Origin of the sequence: Paraburkholderia sediminicola (assembly GCF_046027825.1) — a bacterium.
Taxonomy (GTDB): Bacteria; Pseudomonadota; Gammaproteobacteria; order Burkholderiales; family Burkholderiaceae; genus Paraburkholderia; species Paraburkholderia sediminicola_D.
Genome location: NZ_JAQQDU010000004.1, coordinates 117698 through 136558, shown reverse-complemented (window position 1 = coordinate 136558; position 18861 = coordinate 117698). Strand labels below are relative to the sequence as shown.

General features: G+C 63.1%; 17 protein-coding genes. 9 read left to right on the top strand and 8 right to left on the bottom strand.

Annotation, left to right across the window (positions count from 1 at the left end):
• Positions 1-8 precede the first annotated feature (8 nt).
• Positions 9-887: an ABC transporter ATP-binding protein gene (locus PQQ96_RS03715; protein ID WP_074285595.1), complete on the bottom strand. Its 879-nt coding sequence runs from the start codon at positions 885-887 to the stop codon at positions 9-11.
• Complete coding sequence (locus PQQ96_RS03710) at positions 884-2017, bottom strand: MlaE family ABC transporter permease (RefSeq protein WP_408288910.1); 1134 nt, start codon at positions 2015-2017, stop codon at positions 884-886. The genes PQQ96_RS03715 and PQQ96_RS03710 overlap by 4 nt, the downstream gene beginning before the upstream one ends.
• Positions 2018-2123: 106 nt before the next feature.
• On the opposite strand from PQQ96_RS03710, the gene PQQ96_RS03705 reads away from it, so the two are divergent.
• The 3 genes from PQQ96_RS03705 to PQQ96_RS03695 are packed head-to-tail and all read left to right on the top strand — an operon-like array spanning position 2124 to position 4134.
• Positions 2124-3029: a biotin--[acetyl-CoA-carboxylase] ligase gene (locus PQQ96_RS03705; RefSeq protein WP_408288907.1), complete on the top strand. Its 906-nt coding sequence runs from the start codon at positions 2124-2126 to the stop codon at positions 3027-3029.
• Positions 3026-3841, top strand: coding sequence for a type III pantothenate kinase (locus PQQ96_RS03700; protein ID WP_408288904.1), 816 nt, complete (start codon positions 3026-3028; stop codon positions 3839-3841). The genes PQQ96_RS03705 and PQQ96_RS03700 overlap by 4 nt, the downstream gene beginning before the upstream one ends.
• A 53-nt stretch (positions 3842-3894) precedes the next feature.
• Entirely contained in the window at positions 3895-4134 is a 240-nt protein-coding gene (locus PQQ96_RS03695; RefSeq protein ID WP_074285599.1) for a hypothetical protein, read from the top strand.
• 3 nt (positions 4135-4137) lie between these two features.
• On the opposite strand, the gene rfaE2 is transcribed toward PQQ96_RS03695, so the two are convergent.
• The 6 genes from rfaE2 to PQQ96_RS03665 form a co-directional block, all read right to left on the bottom strand.
• A complete protein-coding gene (rfaE2, locus tag PQQ96_RS03690; RefSeq protein ID WP_408288901.1) occupies positions 4138-4620 on the bottom strand; it encodes a D-glycero-beta-D-manno-heptose 1-phosphate adenylyltransferase in 483 nt (160 codons plus the stop codon).
• A gap of 218 nt (positions 4621-4838) precedes the next feature.
• On the bottom strand, positions 4839-5711 hold the full coding sequence (locus tag PQQ96_RS03685; RefSeq protein ID WP_408288898.1) for a ferritin family protein: 873 nt from the start codon (positions 5709-5711) through the stop codon (positions 4839-4841).
• Positions 5712-6296: 585 nt separating this feature from the next.
• A complete protein-coding gene (locus PQQ96_RS03680; protein WP_408288895.1) occupies positions 6297-7100 on the bottom strand; it encodes a PhaM family polyhydroxyalkanoate granule multifunctional regulatory protein in 804 nt (267 codons plus the stop codon).
• Positions 7101-7280: 180 nt separating this feature from the next.
• Positions 7281-8231 carry an enoyl-CoA hydratase/isomerase family protein gene (locus tag PQQ96_RS03675; RefSeq protein WP_408288892.1) on the bottom strand — a complete coding sequence of 317 codons (951 nt, stop codon included), beginning with the start codon at positions 8229-8231 and terminating at the stop codon, positions 7281-7283.
• Positions 8232-8328: 97 nt separating this feature from the next.
• Positions 8329-9549, bottom strand: a complete 1221-nt coding sequence (locus tag PQQ96_RS03670; protein WP_408288889.1) for an ABC transporter substrate-binding protein — start codon at positions 9547-9549, stop codon at positions 8329-8331.
• Positions 9550-9791: 242 nt separating this feature from the next.
• Positions 9792-10775 (bottom strand): fumarylacetoacetate hydrolase family protein, encoded by a 984-nt coding sequence (locus PQQ96_RS03665; RefSeq protein WP_408288886.1) that lies wholly within the window; start codon positions 10773-10775, stop codon positions 9792-9794.
• Positions 10776-10889: 114 nt separating this feature from the next.
• Here PQQ96_RS03665 and PQQ96_RS03660 point away from each other — a divergent pair, with 114 nt between their 5' ends.
• From PQQ96_RS03660 to metH, 6 genes are all read left to right on the top strand, one after another.
• Positions 10890-11786 carry an IclR family transcriptional regulator gene (locus PQQ96_RS03660; RefSeq protein ID WP_408288883.1) on the top strand — a complete coding sequence of 299 codons (897 nt, stop codon included), beginning with the start codon at positions 10890-10892 and terminating at the stop codon, positions 11784-11786.
• A gap of 161 nt (positions 11787-11947) precedes the next feature.
• Positions 11948-13237 (top strand): DUF3108 domain-containing protein, encoded by a 1290-nt coding sequence (locus tag PQQ96_RS03655; RefSeq protein WP_408288880.1) that lies wholly within the window; start codon positions 11948-11950, stop codon positions 13235-13237.
• Between the two features lie 161 nt (positions 13238-13398).
• A complete protein-coding gene (locus PQQ96_RS03650; protein ID WP_408288877.1) occupies positions 13399-14187 on the top strand; it encodes an alpha/beta fold hydrolase in 789 nt (262 codons plus the stop codon).
• A 117-nt stretch (positions 14188-14304) separates the two neighbouring features.
• On the top strand, positions 14305-14562 hold the full coding sequence (locus PQQ96_RS03645; protein WP_007179533.1) for a BTH_I0359 family protein: 258 nt from the start codon (positions 14305-14307) through the stop codon (positions 14560-14562).
• Between the two features lie 273 nt (positions 14563-14835).
• Positions 14836-15906, top strand: a complete 1071-nt coding sequence (locus PQQ96_RS03640) for a homocysteine S-methyltransferase family protein (RefSeq protein WP_408288874.1) — start codon at positions 14836-14838, stop codon at positions 15904-15906.
• 85 nt (positions 15907-15991) lie between these two features.
• The gene (gene metH, locus PQQ96_RS03635) at positions 15992-18709 is read left to right on the top strand and encodes a methionine synthase (protein ID WP_408288871.1); all 2718 of its coding nucleotides are present in this window, start codon (positions 15992-15994) and stop codon (positions 18707-18709) included.
• Positions 18710-18861 lie beyond the last annotated feature (152 nt).

Below are 18861 nucleotides of genomic sequence, written 5' to 3'. Positions count from 1 at the left end.
TCCCTGGTTCACAGCGGCAATTCGGACGACGCCGACTCAAGTGCCGCGCGCGGCAGCTTCGCGCGGCGTTCCGGCGGCAGCGCCTGCAGCGCGCGACGCCCGCGCAGGCCGAGGAAATATTCGCGGATAAAAGGATGATCGACGCCCGCCGCCTCTTCGACCGGCGCGGCGACCAGCACCTTGCGATCCGCCAGCACGGCGACACGGGTGGAGAGCGCGATCATGGTGTCGAGATCGTGCGTGACCATCACTACGGTCAGACCGAGCGCGCGATGCAGCGCGGAAATCAGCTCGACGAATTCGTCAGACGCCTGGGGGTCCAAACCGGCGGTCGGTTCGTCGAGAAACAGCAATTCAGGCTCGAGCGCGATCGCGCGCGCAATGCCCACGCGCTTGATCATCCCGCCGGAGAGTGCCGACGGCATCTTCGATGCATGCTTGCACGGCAAGCCGACCATCTCGAGCTTGAGCATCACGATGTCGCGCAGCAGGTCTTCGGGCACCTTGCCGAGTTCGCGCAACGGCTGCGCGACGTTGTCGAACACCGAGAGCGACGAGAACAGCGCGCCGCGCTGAAACAGCATCCCGGAGCGGCTGCGCATGAGCAGCGCGGTTTCAGGCGAAATGGTGGAAATATCCTCGCCAAACAGCTTGATGGTTCCCGACGACGGCCGCTCCAACCCGAGAATCTGCCGCACCAGCGTGGTCTTGCCCGAGCCCGATCCACCGACGATCGAGACGATCTCGCCGCGCCGGACATCGAAATTCAGATGCTGATGCACGATATTGCGGCCGTAGCGCTTGGTGATGTCGATCACCTCGATCACCGGCTCCGCAATCTCGGGCATCGGTTGGCCGCGTACGGCCTGGGTAAGTGGCGCGATCATCCTAGCCCCACATTCTGGAAGAGGATCGCGAACACCGCGTCCGCGAGAATCACGATGGTGATCGACGTCACCACCGAAGTCGTCGTGCCTTCGCCAAGGCTTTGCGAATTGGCCTTGATACGGAAGCCGAAGTGACAGCCGACAATAGCGATCAGCATGCCGAAAGCGACGCCCTTACCGAGGCCGATCCACAGATTCGCGACCGGCACGACGCTGGGCAGGGCGCGCGCGAAGTAGCTCATGTCGATACCGAGCACGATCTTCGCGGCGACTGCGCCGCCCGTCAACGCAATGATATTGGTCCACATCACGAGGAGCGGCATGGCTATGCCGAGCGCAACCACGCGCGGCAGGATCAGCCGCAGGCCATGCGGAATACCCATCACGCGCATGGCGTCGAGTTCTTCGGTGACGCGCATGACGCCAATCTGCGCAGTAATCGCCGAGCCCGAGCGGCCCGCCACCAGAATCGCCGACAGCACCGGCCCCAGTTCGCGAATCACCGACAGCCCAAGAATATTGACGATGTACTGATTCGCGCCAAAAAGCCGCAGTTGCTGTGCGGACAGATAACTCAACACGATGCCGATCAGGAAGGCGACCAGCGCGGTGATCGGCAACGCCTTGGTGCCGGCGTTATAAATATTCGCGGAAATTTCGGTCCACGGCGCGATTTTCGGTTTGCGCAGGATCGCCAACAGATCGAGCACGACCTGCCCGAGCATGCCGAATCCGCCGTACAGGTGCTCGAAAAACGAGAAGATCGCGAGGCCCAGTCGGGTGAACGGGTCGAACTTGACCACCCGCTCGGCCTTTTCACGCACCGTGTCGAGCAGCGCGATGCGCTCGAAAATGTCGCGCTGCGTATCGGTGAGCGTGGTGTCCGGGGGCATCTTGTGGCCCCACACGCGCCACAGTGCCTGGCCGCCGACGTGGTCCATCCGGTCGATACGCGACAGGTCCCATTGGCGGATGCCTTCAGCGCCGACCAGCGAGTGCAACAGCGGGATCACGTGGCCGGTGGCCTTGTCGCGTGCAAGCGCGAGCGCCGTCCACTGGCCCGAGAGCCGGACGATCTTGCCTTGGCTGCCTGCCGCGACTTCGAGGCCGGGCGGAGTGTCGTAGTTCAAGGATCGCTGGAATCTGGTTATCGGATTAGGGGCCATTGTAACGAAGGCGTAGCGGATGAGCCGTACTCGTGGGCCCGCAGCGTTCGCTGTCGCTACAATATGAGACATGAACGCTTCCAAGACCCCACCCCAAGCCGCTGCGGCGTCCGACTGGCGCATCGACCGCGAACGCGCTGTCGCGCTATTCGGTCCGCACGCGCATGACTGGCCGATCGAAATCGTCGAGGAAACCGGCTCGACCAACGCCGACCTGATGACGCGCGTCAAAGCATTGCCGCGCAAAGCCAACGCGCTGCCGCGGCCGATCGTGCGGGTCGCGTATCTGCAAACTGCCGGCCGCGGCCGCCGTGGCCGTCCGTGGTATGCCGAGCCGGGCAATGCGCTGCTGTTTTCGGTGGCGTGCGTGCTGCCGCGCCCGCTCGAAGGGCTGGCGGGGTTGAGTCTCGCGGTGGGCGTGGCACTGGTCGACGGGCTGCGCTCGTTGCCGGTCGCAGGCCCCGGACAAATCGCGCTGAAGTGGCCCAACGACGTCCTGCTCGAAGGCGACAAGCTCGCCGGCATCCTGATCGAAACGGCATGGAGCACCGATGACGCGAGCGCCGTGGTGATCGGTATCGGCACCAACGTGAAGGGCGCGGAAGAACTCGCCGCCAAGGTCGGCGCGCTGAACGCGGACGTGCCGGCGCAAGCGCGCGGCACCGTGCCGACCGCGCTGCAACGCGCCCTGCCGAATGCGAACCTGACCGATACGCTGGCGGCGGAACTGAACGCGCTCGAACCCGCGTTGCAGCGCTTCGGCGCGGAAGGCTTCGCGCCGTTCCAGGCGCGCTGGAACGCCGTGCACGCCTACGCAGGCCGCGAAGTCGTGCTGCTGGAGCAAGGTAAAGAACTGGCGCGTGGCGTGGCGGCGGGCGTCGACGAGCGCGGGCAACTGCTGCTCAACACGGCGGCGGGCCGTCTGAGCGTCGCGACCGGTGACGTTTCGCTGCGTCTGGCCGACGGTGCGGCATGACGAGCGGCGCGCCTTATCTGTTGATCGACGCGGGCAATAGCCGTATCAAGTGGGCGCTGGTGCAGCCGGACCGTACACAAATCGCGGCCGGCGCGCTCGCGCACGGCGGCGCTGACCAGCCTGACTGGTCCACTATGCCAGCGCCGGGCGGCGCGTGGTTATCGAACGTCGCGGGCGAAAGTGTCGCGGCACGGATTAACGCGCTACTCGACGCCCACTGGCCGCAACTGCCGCGCACGACGATCCGCGCCTCTGCGCAGCAATGTGGCGTGACCAATAGCTACACGACACCGCATGCACTCGGCAGCGATCGCTGGGCCGGCCTGATTGGGGCCCACGCGGCGTTTCCCGGCGAGAATCTGCTCATCGCGACGTTCGGCACGGCGACCACGCTTGAAGCGTTGCGTGCGGACGGCTGCTTTGTCGGCGGGCTGATTGCGCCGGGCTGGACCTTGATGATGCGCTCGCTAGGCGAGCACACGGCGCAACTGCCGACGCTCGACGCCAACGCGGCGCGCGGCTTGCTCGACGCCAACGCCATGTCTGATCGGGAACGCCACGGCCCGTTCTTCGCGACCGATACGCCGCGCTCGCTGTCAGCCGGATGCACGTTGGCGCAAGCCGGTCTGATCGAGCGCATGTGGCGTGACTTGCAGGACGAATGGCAGGTGCCGGTGCGCCTCGTCGTGAGCGGCGGCGCCGTGGACGAAGTGACAAGTGCGCTAAAAGTGCCGCATACTCGCCACGATTCGCTGGTGCTGTCGGGGCTTGCGCTGATTGCCGCCGAACGTGCGATGGAACGTGACGCCTGAGCCGCGACCCTACGGATAACGGCGGCTGACCTTATGGACGGGGAATACTAACAATGCTGCGCTGGCTGATCGCCATATTGTTTCTTGCCAACATGCTGGCATTCGTCGCGATGCGCGGCGTATTCGGTCCGACGCCCACAGCCGGGGGCCGTGAGCCTAACCATCTGAACCGCCAGTTCCATGCGGAATGGCTGAAGGTGCAACCCGTTACAGCAGCCGAAGCCGCCGACCAGGCAGTCGTAGGCGGCCCGGCGCCGACGCCGCCGATCGCGGCATCGGCGCTGCCGCAGTAAAGATCAGCCCTGCGTACGAACCTTCTTCAGTAGCGCGGTGGTTGACCGGTCATGTTCGAAGGGAATCGCCAAAGCCTTCCCGCCCCATCCGCGCACAATGGCCGACTCCGGCAACGCATCCATGTCGTAATCGCCGCCTTTGACGAGCACATCCGGCTGCAGTGCCGAAATCAGTTCCACGGGCGTTTTCTCGCCAAAGCAAACCACGTAATCGACGCTCTCCAGCGCCGCCAGCAAAGCCATTCGATCAGCCTCGTTATTGATCGGCCGGTCATCCCCTTTGCCTAGCATGCGCACAGAAGCATCGCTATTGACGCCGACAATCAGGCAAGCGCCAAGCGCTTTGGCGTCGGCAAGATAAGTCACATGCCCGCGATGCAGGATATCGAACACCCCGTTGGTAAATACAACCGGCGCGGACATCGAAGCGCGAAGCTTCACCAGCGCATCGCGCGTAAAAATCTTGCGTTCAAAAGTGGCGGCCATGACGGAGTCGCAAAGAAAATAGAAGTGCCGCCACGATACACGGCGAACGGCATGAAGCAAAACGGCCCGGTAAGCTCACGCCTGCCGGGCCGTTCCTGAAACTGTCAAACCAGTCCGTGGCGCAAGCGCCGGATTGGACTTAAATCGGCGGACTTAAACCCGTGGACTCAAGCCCGCAGGTTCAACGCCTCGGACTCGAACCCGCGAACCCGTACCCATCAAGCCGGCTGTTCAGCCGTTTTCTGATCGGCCTGCAAGCGCGCGACGACTTCCTTGCGATAACGGTTCAATTCCTGCGCGGTATTGAACGTGCGCTCGAACAGAATCGACAGGTTGTGCAGAATCCGCTCGACCACTTTCTTTTCCCAGCCGTCGTCGAAACGGATCTGCTCGTCGAGCCAGCGTTCGAGCCATTCCGGATCCGGCAGGCGCGATTGAATCGTGTCGCGCGGGAACAGCGCCTGATTCACGTGCAGGTTGGTCGGATGCAGCGGCTTTTCCGTACGGCGCGCCGATGCCATCAGGACGCCGATCTTGGCGAACGCAGCGCGCGCGATGTCGCCGGTTTGCACCATCGCTTTCTTCATGTAGCGCAGGTACGCGCCGCCATGACGCGCTTCGTCGCGCGAAATGGTTTCGTAGATGGCCTTGATGACCGGCTCGGTGTGCCATTCGGCAGCACGGCGATACCAGTGATTCAGGCGAATTTCGCCGCAGAAGTGCAGCATCAGCGTTTCGAGCGGCGGCGCCGGATCGAATTCGAAGCGCACGGCGTGCAGTTCTTCTTCGGTCGGGCACATTTCCGGCTTGAAACGGCGCAGATATTCCATCAGCACCAGCGAATGCTTCTGTTCTTCGAAGAACCACACGCTCATGAATGCGGAGAAATCGCTGTCGTGATGGTTATCACGGAGGAACATTTCCGTGGCGGGCAACGCCGACCATTCGGTGATCGCGTTCATCTTGATCGTCGCGGCCTGCTCGTCGGTCAATAGCGATGCATCGAACTTGTCCCAGGGAATGTCTTTCTCCATGTCCCATCGAACGGATTCGAGCGATTTATAAAGTTCCGGATAAAGCATGGTGTTCATAGTCCCACCCCTGTTCTGCGCATACTGTCTGTGTCTGTAACTACTTCGTGTAGCACTTTTGCTGATGACGAACGAAACGCACCGTTTTGGGCATTGTTTATCGGCCAAGCATTCAATTTTACGCGGTAATCGGCTGCCCAGATGCACCGGGCAGCAAAGAAGTCCAGGCGTTTGCGCGGCGCCGCAACTAGAAAGTTACGCGCTACGCGGCCAACCGTGGGTGAGGGATACCCTATGCCTGAGGTCGAGCCAGCTTGCGATGAACCCGCACCGTCCAGCCCTGCGCCGGAAGTACCGGAGGCAAATGAAGCAAGGGCGGCTGGATTGGTTGTTTTCAGTGCACGCCCAAAAGCCAGATGAAGCTTACACAATGATAGCACGCTGACTTTACGGATCCCGTGCGCTGGCAGACGCCATTCCCGCGTCTGATTGACCTCTCTCAATAAACGGCCCAATTCGCGGAGTGTGGCCGACGATCGGGGTCAAAACCATGACAGGCGGCGAATTCACTCCGTTTGCCTCGCCAGTCCGTCAGGTTTTGCACCGTCGTCGCGCAAGTCGGGCAGCCCCGCTTCATTCCTGTCGTTAAACAGGCTTTTTCGTCGCTCGCGGCGCGGCGTCCGAACTGCCCGCGCGCCTGGTCGACGTTGAAGTTGACGTCGCGGCCCGCTTCGCAGCCGGTCGTTTGCTTGCGGGCGCCGCGTCTGCGGCGCCTTCACCCAGCGCGTCAGCCGCTTTCCCTGCCGATGCCGAAGCGCTCGCCTCGCCTTCCGGCGCGTCCGTCGCCGAGCCGCCGGATGCCGCAGCCGCCGTGGCGGGCTGCGTCATCGCAAACTGGGCGATCTGATTGAACTGCGATTGCAGCAGATTCCACCAGGCCGAGGCGTCGAACGGCGGCGTCGCGGCGGCCTCGCCTTCGTCGGTGGCCGGCTCGGCCTCAGCCGATGAACTCGCGCTGGTCGAACCCGAAGTGGCTTGCGGATGCGGCCAGCCGGTCGCCGCGGGACTCGGCTCGGCAGCCGCGGAAGCCGGCTGTGCCATCGACGACTGCGCGAACGCGCCGAACGCGCGCAGTGTCGCGAGCGTTGCACGCTGCACTTCGAGCGCCTGAATGGCGGACTGCAGCATGTTCAGATTCAGCTTGAGCCACTGCTCGACCGCTCGCATATCGGTGATGCGCTTGTCGAGTTCTTCGACGTTGGTTAGGGGCGCCATCATGTCGGACATCATCGACAGCGAGGGCCCGAGGCTGCTGCCGCCCTGCGCGCCCGAAAACGCGGAACCGAACGGCGACAGACGCATCATGCCCCACATGCGTTCGAGCATTTCAGCGGGCGGAAAACCGGGGAAACCGGGAAAGGGCGGCGTGGTGCCAGGTGTATCGGTCATGCTTGTCGCCTCGCTGCATAAAGGGAAGGAAATGGGCGCCATCCCGCGCGCGTCTGGATTCGATCATACCGCGCGTGGTGCTGCGAACCGCGCTTGATTTGGGCTGCTGTTCGTCCTACTCGCGCGGCACTTCAAGTACCGACCGGTGGGGCTTTGCGCGACACGCGCCAGTCTTCGATTTCAGGCGCGCTCACCGCCCGAGGCGCCGCCGTCCGGTGTCTGCTGCGTCTGCTGCGTCTGCTGCGTCTGCTGCGTCTGCTGCGTCTGCTGCGTCTGCTGCGGCTGCCCGCGCCACGGATCCGCGCCGCCAAAATCCGGCGCGCGCCGCTCGCGCAGCGAGTTCACGCCTTCGCGCACATCCGGCCCGGCGAAACCCATGAATTCCAGTGCCAGCGACGTATCGAATGCCGGTCCCGCCGAGCGCAGCCAGTTGTTCAGCGCGTACTTGGTCCAGCGAATCGCCGTTTGCGAACCATTCGCCAGTTTTTGCGCGACTTCGAATGCTTTGGGCAGCAGGTCATTTTCGTCGACGGCGAGCGACACGAGACCGATCCGCTCAGCCTCTTCGCCGCTCACCGGCTCGCACAACAGCAGGTAATACTTGGCCTTCGCCATGCCGCACAGAAGCGGCCAGACGATGGCCGCGTGATCGCCGGCGGCAACGCCCAAACGCGTGTGGCCGTCGATAATCCGCGCCGACTTCGTCGCGATCGAGATATCGGCGAGCAGCCCGGCCACAAGCCCCGCGCCGACCGCCGGACCGTGCATTGCCGAGACAATCGGCTTGCTGCAATTGATCACGTTGTAGACCAGATCGCGCGCCTCGCGCCACACGCGTGCGCGGACATCGAAATCGGTCGCCATGTCTTCGACCAGTTGCAGATCGCCACCGGCCGAAAAGCCCTTGCCCTCGCCTCGAATGATCGCGACACGCGTGTCGGGATCCCGATCGATATCGCGCCAGATTTCGGCGAGTTCGAAGTGCATCCGCGCATTAGCGGTGGCGAGCCCGCTTTTGTTCGCGCCCTCGCCGCTCATGACGACTTCGAGCACGCCGTGCGGATGGCGATGCAATTGCAGCGACTGGTAGTGCGCGTAAAACGCATCGTTACTGTGTGGTGCCTGAGACATGGTGAGCAATCCGTCTATCGGTGTGTCTGTTGAAACCGTCGCCCCAAGGGCTCATCCGGCGCATTCCACGCTATATCAGCGCAAAACCGGCGCAAATTCAATGCGGCTGATAAACCCACTTCGCATTCTCGATTTCGACCATCACGCGCGCCCGTTGATCGAGTCCGAGGTGATCCGTGGCGCTCATGTTGACCACGCCGTTGGTGTCCGCGAGACCATGCGTCGCTTCCAGCGCGTCGCGCAACGCACGGCGAAATTCCGGCGTGCCGGGCGCGGCCGCCTTAAGCGCGATCGGTACCGCGTTGTTGAGCAGCATGCCGGCGTCCCACGTGTACGAACCGAACGCCGACACGCTGCCCGGTCCGCGCAGTGCCTCGAAGCGCGCGATGTAGTCGAGCGCAAGCCGTTTGGCCGGATGATCCGCCGGCAATTGCGCGGCGACCAGCACCGGGCTCGCGGGCAGGAACGTGCCGTTGCAATCGGCGCCGCATACACGCAGGAAGTCGTTATTGCCGACTCCATGATTGTGATAGATCAGCCCTTTGTAGCCGCGTTCCCTGAGCGTCTTCGGCGGCAGCGCGGCGGGCGTGCCGGCCGCGCCGACCACCACCGCATCCGGATGAGTCGCGAGAATCTTCAGGATCTGGCCGGTCACGCTCGGATCGGTGCGATTGAAGCGCTCGCTCGCCACCATGTTGATGTGATGCAGTTGCGCGAACTTTGCGACTTCGGTGTAGAACGTTTCGCCAAGCGCGTCAGCCTGGCCGATAAACGCGATCGTTTTGACGCCGTGCGCGCTGGCGTGCTCGGCGATGGCGGATGCCATCATCGCGTCGGTCTGCGGGGTCTTGAAAACCCAGTGGCGTTTTGCATCCACGGGTTCGATGATTTTCGCCGACGAGGCCAGCGAGATCATCGGTGTTTCGCCATCGGCAACCACGTCGATCATCGCGAGCGAATTCGGTGTGATCGACGAGCCGATGATCGCGTCGACGTGATTCTCGGAGATCAGCTTCTTCGTGTCCTGCACGGCCTGCGTGGTGTCGGACGCGTCGTCGAGCACGATGTACTCGACGTTCTGTCCGCCGATCTGTTTGGGCAGCAGCGTGGCGGTGTCGCGCGCGGGGATGCCGAGCGACGCGGCCGGCCCGGTCAGCGACAGCACGAGGCCGATCTTCACCTGCGCGAGGGCGATGGCGGGTAGCGCGGCACATAGCGCGGCGGCAAGACGGGTGAGCCCGCGCCGCGATGGTGTTGCGCGCACGCTCATTACGCGAGCGCGCTGGGTTCCTCGTTCAAAGGATTCAAATCGCGGCATGCTGTCTCCTCACGTCGGTTTTTCGTTTTGATGTACTGCCGATGTGCTGCTTGTGTGCTGCGTATGTCCCGTCTCGCGCTGGTTTCGCGATCAACGGACAGCCTTTGTCCCGAGGCCGCCGCCGCGCCAGTCAGTGTAGCGGCGCGCTGTGGCGTCGGCATCGGGCGAAACCCTTTCGCTAGACGACAAAATTCGCACGGCCGCGGCCCTGATATCGCGTACCGCACAAAACCGCCGCCGCCTTAATCCAGCGGCGCGATCCCCTGATCGATCGAACCGAAAATCGACTTGCCTGCTTCATCGAACATCTCGATCTTCACGGTATCGCCGAACTTCATGAACTCGGTTTGCGGCGCACCGTGCTCGATGGTCTCGAGGCAGCGCTTTTCAGCGATACAGCAATAGCCGCGCTTCGCGTCCTTGTTCGACACCGTGCCCGAACCGACAATCGCGCCGGCGCGCAGGTTGCGCGTTTTCGCCGCGTGAGAAATCAGTTGGCCGAAGTGGAACACCATGTCCGTACCGGCGTCAGGCTGACCGACTTTCTTGTTGTTCCAATGGACGATCATCGGCCGGTGCACGCGCCCTTCGCGCCAACTCTCGCCGAGTTCGTCGGGCGTCACCGCGACCGGCGCGAACGAGGTGGCCGGCTTGCTCTGGAAAAAGCCGAAACCCTTCGCGAGTTCCGCGGGGATCAGATTGCGCAGCGAGACGTCGTTGACGAGCGTCACCAGACGCACGCTCCTGAGCGCCTGGTCGGGGGTGGCACCCATCGGCACGTCGGTGGTGATCACGGCGACTTCCGCTTCGAAATCGATGCCGAATTCTTCCGATGCGCACAGCACATCGTCTTTCGGGCCAATGAAGTCGTCGCTGCCGCCCTGATACATGAGCGGGTCCGTCCAGAATTCCGGCGGCATTTCTGCGCCACGCGCGCGGCGCACCAGTTCGACATGGTTCACGTACGACGAACCGTCGGCCCACTGAAACGCGCGCGGCAGCGGCGCCATGCATTCCCTGGCGTCGAACGGGAAGCTGTTGCGCGCGCGGCCCTGGTTGAGCGCGTCGTACAGGTCCTGCAGTTGCGGCGCGTAGAAGGCCCAGTCGTCGAGCACGCGCTGCATGGTGGGCGCGATCGCGTCGGCGACGGCCGCGGTGTGCAGGTCACGGGACACGACGATCAGCTGACCGTCGCGCGTGCCGTCCTTCAGCGTGGCAAGTTTCATAGCGGAGTGAGCCGTTAGTGACGATAGAAGGAATCTATTCTACGATGGTGAATCGGCCCGGCCCAAGCGCCGTTGCATCTCACTGTCTTTTAACGCGCTTCATGCGCCTCGCTCATGCCTCCAATTGCCCGCTCCGGCGCGATCCATACCGACAGCGACTCCGCTGAACCGCCCGAAGTGCACGACGCGCCCGAATCCGACGACGAAAGCGTCGAGACCGGCGAGGAAAAGCTACGCTCCGGCATCCAGTCGATCGAAGTCGGCTTCAGATTGCTCGACGTACTGACCCACGAACCGCGCGCGATGATGCTGCGCGATCTGGCGCAGCGCGCCGGTATGAGCCCGGCGAAAGCGCACCGCTATCTGGTGAGTTTCCTGCGCCTCGGCGTCGTGGCGCAGGACCCGCTGTCGGGCCGTTACGAGCTGGGCGGCTTCGCGTTGCAATTGGGGCTCGCGCGGCTTGCCCGCGTCGACGGCGTGAAACTCGCGCGCATTGCGCTTGCCGAACTGCGCGACCGGCTCGATCTGACGGTGGGCATCGCGGTGTGGGGCAATCAGGGGCCGACGATGGTCCACTGGATGGAATCAAGTCATCCGGCCAAGGCATCGCTCAAGCTCGGCGACGTGATGCCGCTGCTCAGTTCCGCCACCGGCCTGCTGTTTGCCGCCTATCTGCCGTCAAGCAAGACCGCCGCGATGCTCGAGCGTGAACTGGCCGATTCGCGCCGCGCGTCGCACATGAGCGGCCCGCGCACACGGGAAGAGGTCGAACGGGTGCTCGCGGAAGTGCGGCAGCACGAAGCGGCGCGCGTGGAAGGCATGTTGCTGCCGACCATTCACGCGTTCTGCATGCCGGTGTTCGACTCGACCGGCGATCTCGCGCTGGGTCTGATCGCGCTCGGTCATGAAGGCGCGTTCGATATCCGTTGGGGCGGCGAGATCGATACGGCGCTGCGCGAATGTGCGCAAAAGCTCTCATACGAGCTCGGGTATAGTGCGGCGCCACGCTGATGCGTTGAGTTCAGGAACATCGTTCGTCGGCGGGTGGTCGAAACCGTGCGCTGCCTGTTCAGCTCGCAGGCCCGTCGGCTTTCACCGTTGCCGACACGCAGGAACGCTGGACGTGCCCCCGCCCCTCCCCTTACCGTCTGCCCGTTCGAATTCATTTGCCGATGTCATCACCATCCACGACACGCCGCTCTGATCGCACGCCGCCCGTTGGGCCGCGCGCCGGCTTGCGGGTGTGGCGATGGCTTGCGGTTCTGCTGGTGGTGGCCGTCCTGCACTGGATTGCGGCGCAATGGGTCGAGCGCAACCGCGCCACGCTGAATCCATCAGACGACGAGCATGTCCCCGTGCAGGTTGCACTGCTGACACCCGAACGTATCGAGCGCAAACCCGCTACCGACACGTCGCAAGCTGCGCCGCACAAGGCAGCCGCGAGCAAGCCGCGCGAACACGTGTTGACGGCGATGCAACCGGCCAGACAGGCACCCGCGGTCACGGCCGCATCGGATGTCGCGGCGAGCGCGCCGGCCGCAGCGAGTCCCGCCGATGCCAACGCCAACGCGGGCGCTGGCGTCACCGGTACGGCCAGCGCCCCTGCCGCCGCCAGCGCGCCTCAAGCTTCAGCAGGCGTGAAATTCTCTGTTCCGCCATCCGGAGAGCTGGAGTACGACACCTTCTACAACGGCGTGCGCAACCAGCCCGGCACCATCCACTGGACCAGCGACGCGCAAAACTACGAGATGGTCGTCTCCGTGCCGCTGCCGTTCGTGGGCACATTCGTGTACTCGAGCCATGGCCGCATCGACGCGTTCGGCCTCGCACCGGATCAATACATCGAAAAGCGCGGCCGTCGTCCGGAAGACGTGGCGATCTTCAATCGCACCGACAAAAAGATCGTCTTCACGCGTACCCCGGTCTCGCTGCCGCTGCCCGACGGCGCGCAGGACCGTTTCAGCATGGTGATGCAGCTTGCCAGCCTCGTGCGCGGCGACCCTGCCGCCTACAAACCGGGCGTGACCCGGCAATTCTTCGTGGTCGATAACGACAGCGGCGAGAACTGGCCGGTCGAGACGATCGGCGACGAGACCATCCGCACCGCGCAGGGTTTCCTCGAGACGCGCCACTTCAAACGCTTGCCCCGCCATGACGGCGATCTCCGTCGCATCGACGTATGGCTCGCGCCTTCGCTTGGCTGGCTGCCTGCGCGAATCATGCAGACCGAGCCGAATGGCACGCAATTCGAACTGGTGTGGCGCGGCAAGCTCAATGCAGACGGCGACAATAGTCCGGCCGATGGCGCCAGCGGCTCAAGTGACACCAATAGCGGCAGTAATACTTCATTTGACAATCCGGCAAACCAGGCGCCCGCTAACGCACCCGCAATGACGCCAGAAACCGTCCTGTCTTCACCGGTCAATTCGACCGCTCCCGGCAACGTGCCCGACAAGCCCTGACCCCGAGCAGGGTCTCAGACCGGTCGCTGAAACTTTCGCGGCGACGGCCCACTCGCACCATGAACTGCAACCGTTCGCGCGGCCGCTTCGTAGGTATAGTGGGGGCAGGAGAAGCGCACGCAAACGGCTCTTTCCACTGCGTTCCCCTCCAAGGAGCCCGCATGCAAGTGAAAATCAACGGCATCGAGACGCGCTATGTGCTGAGCAATGAGGGCGGCGGCCCGTGGCTGACGTTCATTCACCAGCTCGGCGGCGATCTTTCCGTGTGGGATCAACTCGCCGGCTATTTCCGTGACGACTACACCGTGTTGCGCTATGACCTGCGCGGCCACGGCAAAACCGCGGTATCGGGCGAGCCATTCAGCATTGCCGATCTGTCCCGTGATCTTGCCGCGCTGCTCGATGCGCTCAGCGCGCCCACCACGCATCTTGTCGGCATGTCGATGGGCGGCATGATCGCACAGCAATTCACGCTGGACCACCCGTCGCGCGTCGACACGCTAACCGTTGCCGACACCACGGGCGGCACGCTGCCCGAAGGCCGCGCGGTGTGGGATCAACGTGCGGCGGCGGCGCGCACGGACGGTATGGCATCACTGGTGCCTGCGACATTGAGCCGCTGGCTGACGGCCGATTTTCAGGCAGCGCATCCCGAAGCGGTCGAACAGATTCGGGAGGTGCTGAGCCATACGTTGCCAGAAGGCTACGCCATGGCGTGCGAAGCCCTGCGCGATTTCGATCTACGCGGTAAGCTGGGAGCAATACGTTGCCCGACGTTGGCTGTGGGAGGCCGCCACGACACGGGCACGCCACCTGCTGCTACGCAGGCAATAGCAGACGCCATCCAAGGCGCGCAGTTCGAACTGCTCGAGGCCGCTCATCTGGCGCCCATCGAGCAAGCTCACCGTTTTGCTGCACTGCTTGAAACGTTTCTTGGAAAGCCGGTCTAACCGGTAGGTTCGGAACTTCACAAGCGTCAATCCGGACCCACCCCTTGAATTCCACACCACAAGCTCCACCTATGGCGCAGGAATGGCCAGGAGCCAACGGAAATAAGGAGTGTCGCCATGCAAATGATCTATAACAGCCCCAACTATTGTGTCGTCGAGTTTCCGCCGCAGGAAGGCCCGCTGGCCATGAAATCAGGCGGCTACGAGATCGTCGACAAGAACATGCAGCGCGAAATCTACATTGATGGTGCAATGGCAGCGCGTTTCCGCGAGCATGTGCAAAAGCTGATCGAAGAGGAGCCCTCGCTGGATGAGGTAGACGAATTCCTCGGGCAGTTCGACAGCCTGATGCATCAACCGGTGATTCTTCACTAACTGAAGGGTTTGGCATTGCAGTTTGGCGACAACCGTCGACCGCGCCGACCGGCTTAGCCGGCGGCCTTTACAAGTCGGTCTACAGCAGTAACGCGGCCCAGCAGGCTTTCACCTGGCTGGGCCGTTTTGTTTCTGTCATTTGTTTCCGTTACAGCCGCAGCCGCCGTTGCCGCGGCACACGCCCGGCCCACCCGGCGCGCGCCCGGCGCATCCGCCCCACTGCGGCTACAATGACAGGTTTCCCGAAAAAGCCGGCGCAAGCCCTCGTCCGCCATGAACCAGCCTGCTCAATCCGCCACGCCAGTCCGTCCCGACGCCGCCTACACGCGCGGCACGGCGCTGCCCGCGCTGCTCAAGTCGCGCATCCTGATTCTGGACGGCGCAATGGGCACGATGATCCAGCGCTACAAGCTCGACGAGGCCCGCTATCGTGGCGAGCGCTTCAAGGACTACGGGCGCGACATCAAGGGCAACAACGAGTTGCTGTCGATCACCCAGCCGCAGATCATCGGCGAGATTCACGAGCAGTATCTCGCGGCGGGCGCGGATATCATCGAAACCAACACGTTCGGCGCCACTACGGTTGCGCAGGCCGACTACGGCATGGAAGAGCTGGCCATCGAGATGAATCTCGAGTCGGCGAAGCTGGCGCGTGCCGCCTGCGACAAGTACTCGACGCCCGACAAGCCGCGCTTTGTCGCCGGCGCGATCGGACCGACGCCGAAGACCGCGAGCATTTCCCCTGACGTGAACGACCCGGGCGCGCGCAACGTGACGTTCGACGAACTGCGCGCGGCGTACTACGAGCAGGCCAAGGCCTTGCTCGACGGCGGCTGCGATCTGTTCCTCGTCGAAACGATCTTCGACACGCTCAATGCGAAGGCTGCACTGTTCGCGCTGGACGAACTGTTCGAAGACACCGACGAGCGCCTGCCGATCATGATCTCGGGCACCGTCACCGATGCATCCGGCCGGATTCTGTCGGGACAAACCGTCGAGGCCTTCTGGAACTCGCTGCGTCACGCCAAGCCGCTCACCTTCGGTTTGAACTGCGCGTTGGGCGCGGCGTTGATGCGCCCGTATGTCGCCGAACTGGCGAAGCTGTGCGACACCTATGTGTCGTGCTATCCGAACGCCGGTTTGCCGAATCCGATGAGCGATACGGGCTTCGACGAATTGCCAGCGGATACGTCCGGATTGCTGAAGGAGTTCGCGCAGGCAGGCCTCGTGAATATCGCCGGCGGCTGCTGCGGCACGACGCCGGAGCATATTGCGGCGATTGCTCAGGCGCTGGCAGACGTGAAACCACGCCAATGGCCGACTCAATACCGCGACGCAGCCTGAGCCCGGCGGCTCGTCTCTGATCCGCCGCTCTTTCGCTATCGAACCCGACGCACGCAACCGCACGTAACCGAACCGCACCTACGCCATGACCGATCACACCATGCGCCTTTCCGGCCTCGAGCCGTTTAACGTCACGAACGGAACGCTCTTCATCAACGTCGGCGAGCGCACCAACGTGACCGGCTCGAAGGCGTTCGCGCGAATGATCCTGAACGATCAGTTCGACGACGCGATCGCGGTCGCGCGGCAGCAGGTCGAAAACGGCGCGCAGATCATCGACGTGAACATGGACGAGGCCATGCTCGATTCCAAAGCGGCGATGGTTCGCTTCATGAATCTGATCGCGTCGGAGCCGGACATCGCGCGCGTGCCGATCATGATCGACTCGTCGAAGTGGGACGTGATCGAAGCCGGTCTGAAGTGCGTGCAAGGCAAGGCGATCGTCAACTCGATCTCGCTGAAAGAAGGCGAAGAAGCGTTCCGCCATCACGCGAACCTGATCCGCCGTTATGGCGCAGCGGCTGTCGTGATGGCCTTCGACGAAAAAGGCCAGGCCGACACGTATCAGCGCAAGACTGAGATCTGCAAGCGCTCGTATGACTTCCTCGTGAACGAAGTGGGCTTTCCGCCGGAAGACATCATCTTCGATCCGAACATCTTCGCCGTCGCCACCGGCATCGAAGAACACAACAACTACGCGGTCGACTTCATCAACGCCACGCGCTGGATCAAGGAAAACCTCCCGTACGCGAAGATCAGCGGCGGTGTCTCGAACGTGTCGTTCTCGTTCCGCGGCAACGATCCGGTACGCGAGGCGATCCACACCGTGTTCCTCTATCACGCGATTCAGGCGGGGATGGACATGGGTATCGTCAACGCCGGCCAGCTCGGCGTGTACGCCGACCTCGATCCGGAGTTGCGCGAGCGTGTTGAAGACGTCGTGCTGAACCGCCGTGAAGACAGCACCGATCGCCTGCTGGAAATCGCCGACAAGTTCAAGACCGGCGCCGCGAAGAAGGAAGAGAACCTCGAATGGCGTAACCAGCCGGTCGAAAAGCGGCTCGCGCATGCGCTGGTGCTCGGCATCACCAACTTCATCGTCGAAGACACCGAGGAAGTGCGCGCGAAGATCACCGCAGCCGGCGGTCGTCCGATCAACGTGATCGAAGGCCCGCTGATGGACGGCATGAACATCGTCGGCGACCTGTTCGGCCAAGGCAAGATGTTCCTGCCGCAGGTCGTGAAGTCGGCGCGCGTGATGAAGCAGGCGGTCGCGCATCTGATCCCGTACATCGAGGAAGAAAAGAAGCTGATGGCCGAAGCCGGCGCCGACGTCCGCGCGAAGGGCAAGATCGTCATCGCCACGGTGAAGGGCGACGTGCACGACATCGGCAAGAACATTGTCTCTGTGGTGCTTCAGTGTAATAACTTCGAAGTGGTCAACATGGGCGTGATGGTGTCGTGCAACGACATTCTCGCCAAAGCGAAGGTCGAGGGCGCGGACATCATCGGCTTGTCCGGTCTGATTACGCCGAGCCTCGAAGAGATGGCCTACGTCGCATCTGAAATGCAACGCGACGATTACTTCCGCATCAAGAAGATCCCGCTGCTGATCGGTGGCGCAACCACCTCGCGCGTGCACACTGCCGTGAAGATCGCACCGCATTACGAAGGCCCGGTGGTGTACGTGCCGGACGCGTCGCGCTCGGTTTCAGTGGCGTCAAGCCTGCTGTCCGATGAAGGCGCAGCGAAGTACGTCGACGACCTCAAAGCCGACTACGACCGTATCCGTGACCAGCATGCCAACAAGAAAGCCCTGCCGATGGTCACGCTCGCCGAAGCGCGTGCGAATAAAACCAAGGTGGATTGGGCGGGCTACCAGCCGGTCAAACCGAAGTTCATCGGCCGCCGCGTGTTCAAGAACTTCGATCTGAACGAGTTGGCGAATTACATCGACTGGGGTCCGTTCTTCCAGACCTGGGACCTGGCCGGCCCGTACCCGGCGATCCTGAACGACGAGATCGTCGGCGAATCGGCCCGCCGCGTGTTCTCGGACGGCAAGTCGATGCTCGCGCGCCTGATCCAGGGCCGCTGGCTGCAGGCTAACGGCGTGATCTGCCTGCTCCCGGCCAACACGGTGAACGACGACGACATCGAAATCTACACGGACGATTCGCGCTCGGAAGTGGCGCTCACGTGGCGCAACCTGCGCCAGCAAAGCGTGCGGCCGGTGGTGGACGGCGTGATGCGGCCGAACCGGTCGCTCGCCGACTTTATCGCACCGAAGGATTCGGGCGTGGCCGACTACATCGGCATGTTCGCGGTCACGGCGGGTCTGGGCGTGGACGTGAAGGAAAAGCAGTTCGAAAAGGATCACGACGACTACAGCGCGATCATGCTCAAGGCGCTCGCCGACCGCTTCGCTGAAGCCTTCGCCGAAGCGCTGCATGCCCGCGTGCGCCGCGATCTCTGGGGCTATGCGAACACCGAAACCCTCTCGAACGACGACCTGATTGCCGAGAAGTACCACGGCATCCGCCCGGCCCCGGGCTATCCGGCCTGCCCGGATCACCTGGTAAAGCGCGACATGTTCGACGTGCTGCAAGCCACTGAAATCGGCATGAGTGTGACCGAATCGCTGGCCATGCTGCCGGCGGCAAGCGTCTCCGGCTTCTACCTGGCCCACCCGGACAGCACCTATTTTTCGGTCGGCAAGATCGCCCAGGACCAGCTGGAAGACTACGCAAAACGCATGTCGTTGTCGAAAACAGACGCTGAACGGGCGCTCGCGCCTTTGCTGTAAGCCTTGCGGGGCGGGAAACCTACTATATCGTCCACGATAGGCTGAAGATTTGCGGCAGTGTAATTTTCGGCTTTGTAGACTGAAATGGTTTCACCCCGCCAGACGCGGCCAAAACGCGTCGGCTTATCTAATTGCAATCGTCGACGGAGAGA

What these genes read in the sequence shown, in the direction of transcription:
- PQQ96_RS03715 (WP_074285595.1), bottom strand. Translation starts at nt 887, where the DNA reads ATGATCGCGCCACTTACCCAGGCCGTACGCGGCCAACCGATGCCCGAG.
- PQQ96_RS03705 (WP_408288907.1), top strand. Translation starts at nt 2,124, where the DNA reads ATGAACGCTTCCAAGACCCCACCCCAAGCCGCTGCGGCGTCCGACTGG.
- PQQ96_RS03700 (WP_408288904.1), top strand. Translation starts at nt 3,026, where the DNA reads ATGACGAGCGGCGCGCCTTATCTGTTGATCGACGCGGGCAATAGCCGT.
- PQQ96_RS03695 (WP_074285599.1), top strand. Translation starts at nt 3,895, where the DNA reads ATGCTGCGCTGGCTGATCGCCATATTGTTTCTTGCCAACATGCTGGCA.
- rfaE2 (WP_408288901.1), bottom strand. Translation starts at nt 4,620, where the DNA reads ATGGCCGCCACTTTTGAACGCAAGATTTTTACGCGCGATGCGCTGGTG.
- PQQ96_RS03685 (WP_408288898.1), bottom strand. Translation starts at nt 5,711, where the DNA reads ATGAACACCATGCTTTATCCGGAACTTTATAAATCGCTCGAATCCGTT.
- PQQ96_RS03680 (WP_408288895.1), bottom strand. Translation starts at nt 7,100, where the DNA reads ATGACCGATACACCTGGCACCACGCCGCCCTTTCCCGGTTTCCCCGGT.
- PQQ96_RS03675 (WP_408288892.1), bottom strand. Translation starts at nt 8,231, where the DNA reads ATGTCTCAGGCACCACACAGTAACGATGCGTTTTACGCGCACTACCAG.
- PQQ96_RS03670 (WP_408288889.1), bottom strand. Translation starts at nt 9,549, where the DNA reads ATGCCGCGATTTGAATCCTTTGAACGAGGAACCCAGCGCGCTCGCGTA.
- PQQ96_RS03665 (WP_408288886.1), bottom strand. Translation starts at nt 10,775, where the DNA reads ATGAAACTTGCCACGCTGAAGGACGGCACGCGCGACGGTCAGCTGATC.
- PQQ96_RS03660 (WP_408288883.1), top strand. Translation starts at nt 10,890, where the DNA reads ATGCCTCCAATTGCCCGCTCCGGCGCGATCCATACCGACAGCGACTCC.
- PQQ96_RS03655 (WP_408288880.1), top strand. Translation starts at nt 11,948, where the DNA reads ATGTCATCACCATCCACGACACGCCGCTCTGATCGCACGCCGCCCGTT.
- PQQ96_RS03650 (WP_408288877.1), top strand. Translation starts at nt 13,399, where the DNA reads ATGCAAGTGAAAATCAACGGCATCGAGACGCGCTATGTGCTGAGCAAT.
- PQQ96_RS03645 (WP_007179533.1), top strand. Translation starts at nt 14,305, where the DNA reads ATGCAAATGATCTATAACAGCCCCAACTATTGTGTCGTCGAGTTTCCG.
- PQQ96_RS03640 (WP_408288874.1), top strand. Translation starts at nt 14,836, where the DNA reads ATGAACCAGCCTGCTCAATCCGCCACGCCAGTCCGTCCCGACGCCGCC.
- metH (WP_408288871.1), top strand. Translation starts at nt 15,992, where the DNA reads ATGACCGATCACACCATGCGCCTTTCCGGCCTCGAGCCGTTTAACGTC.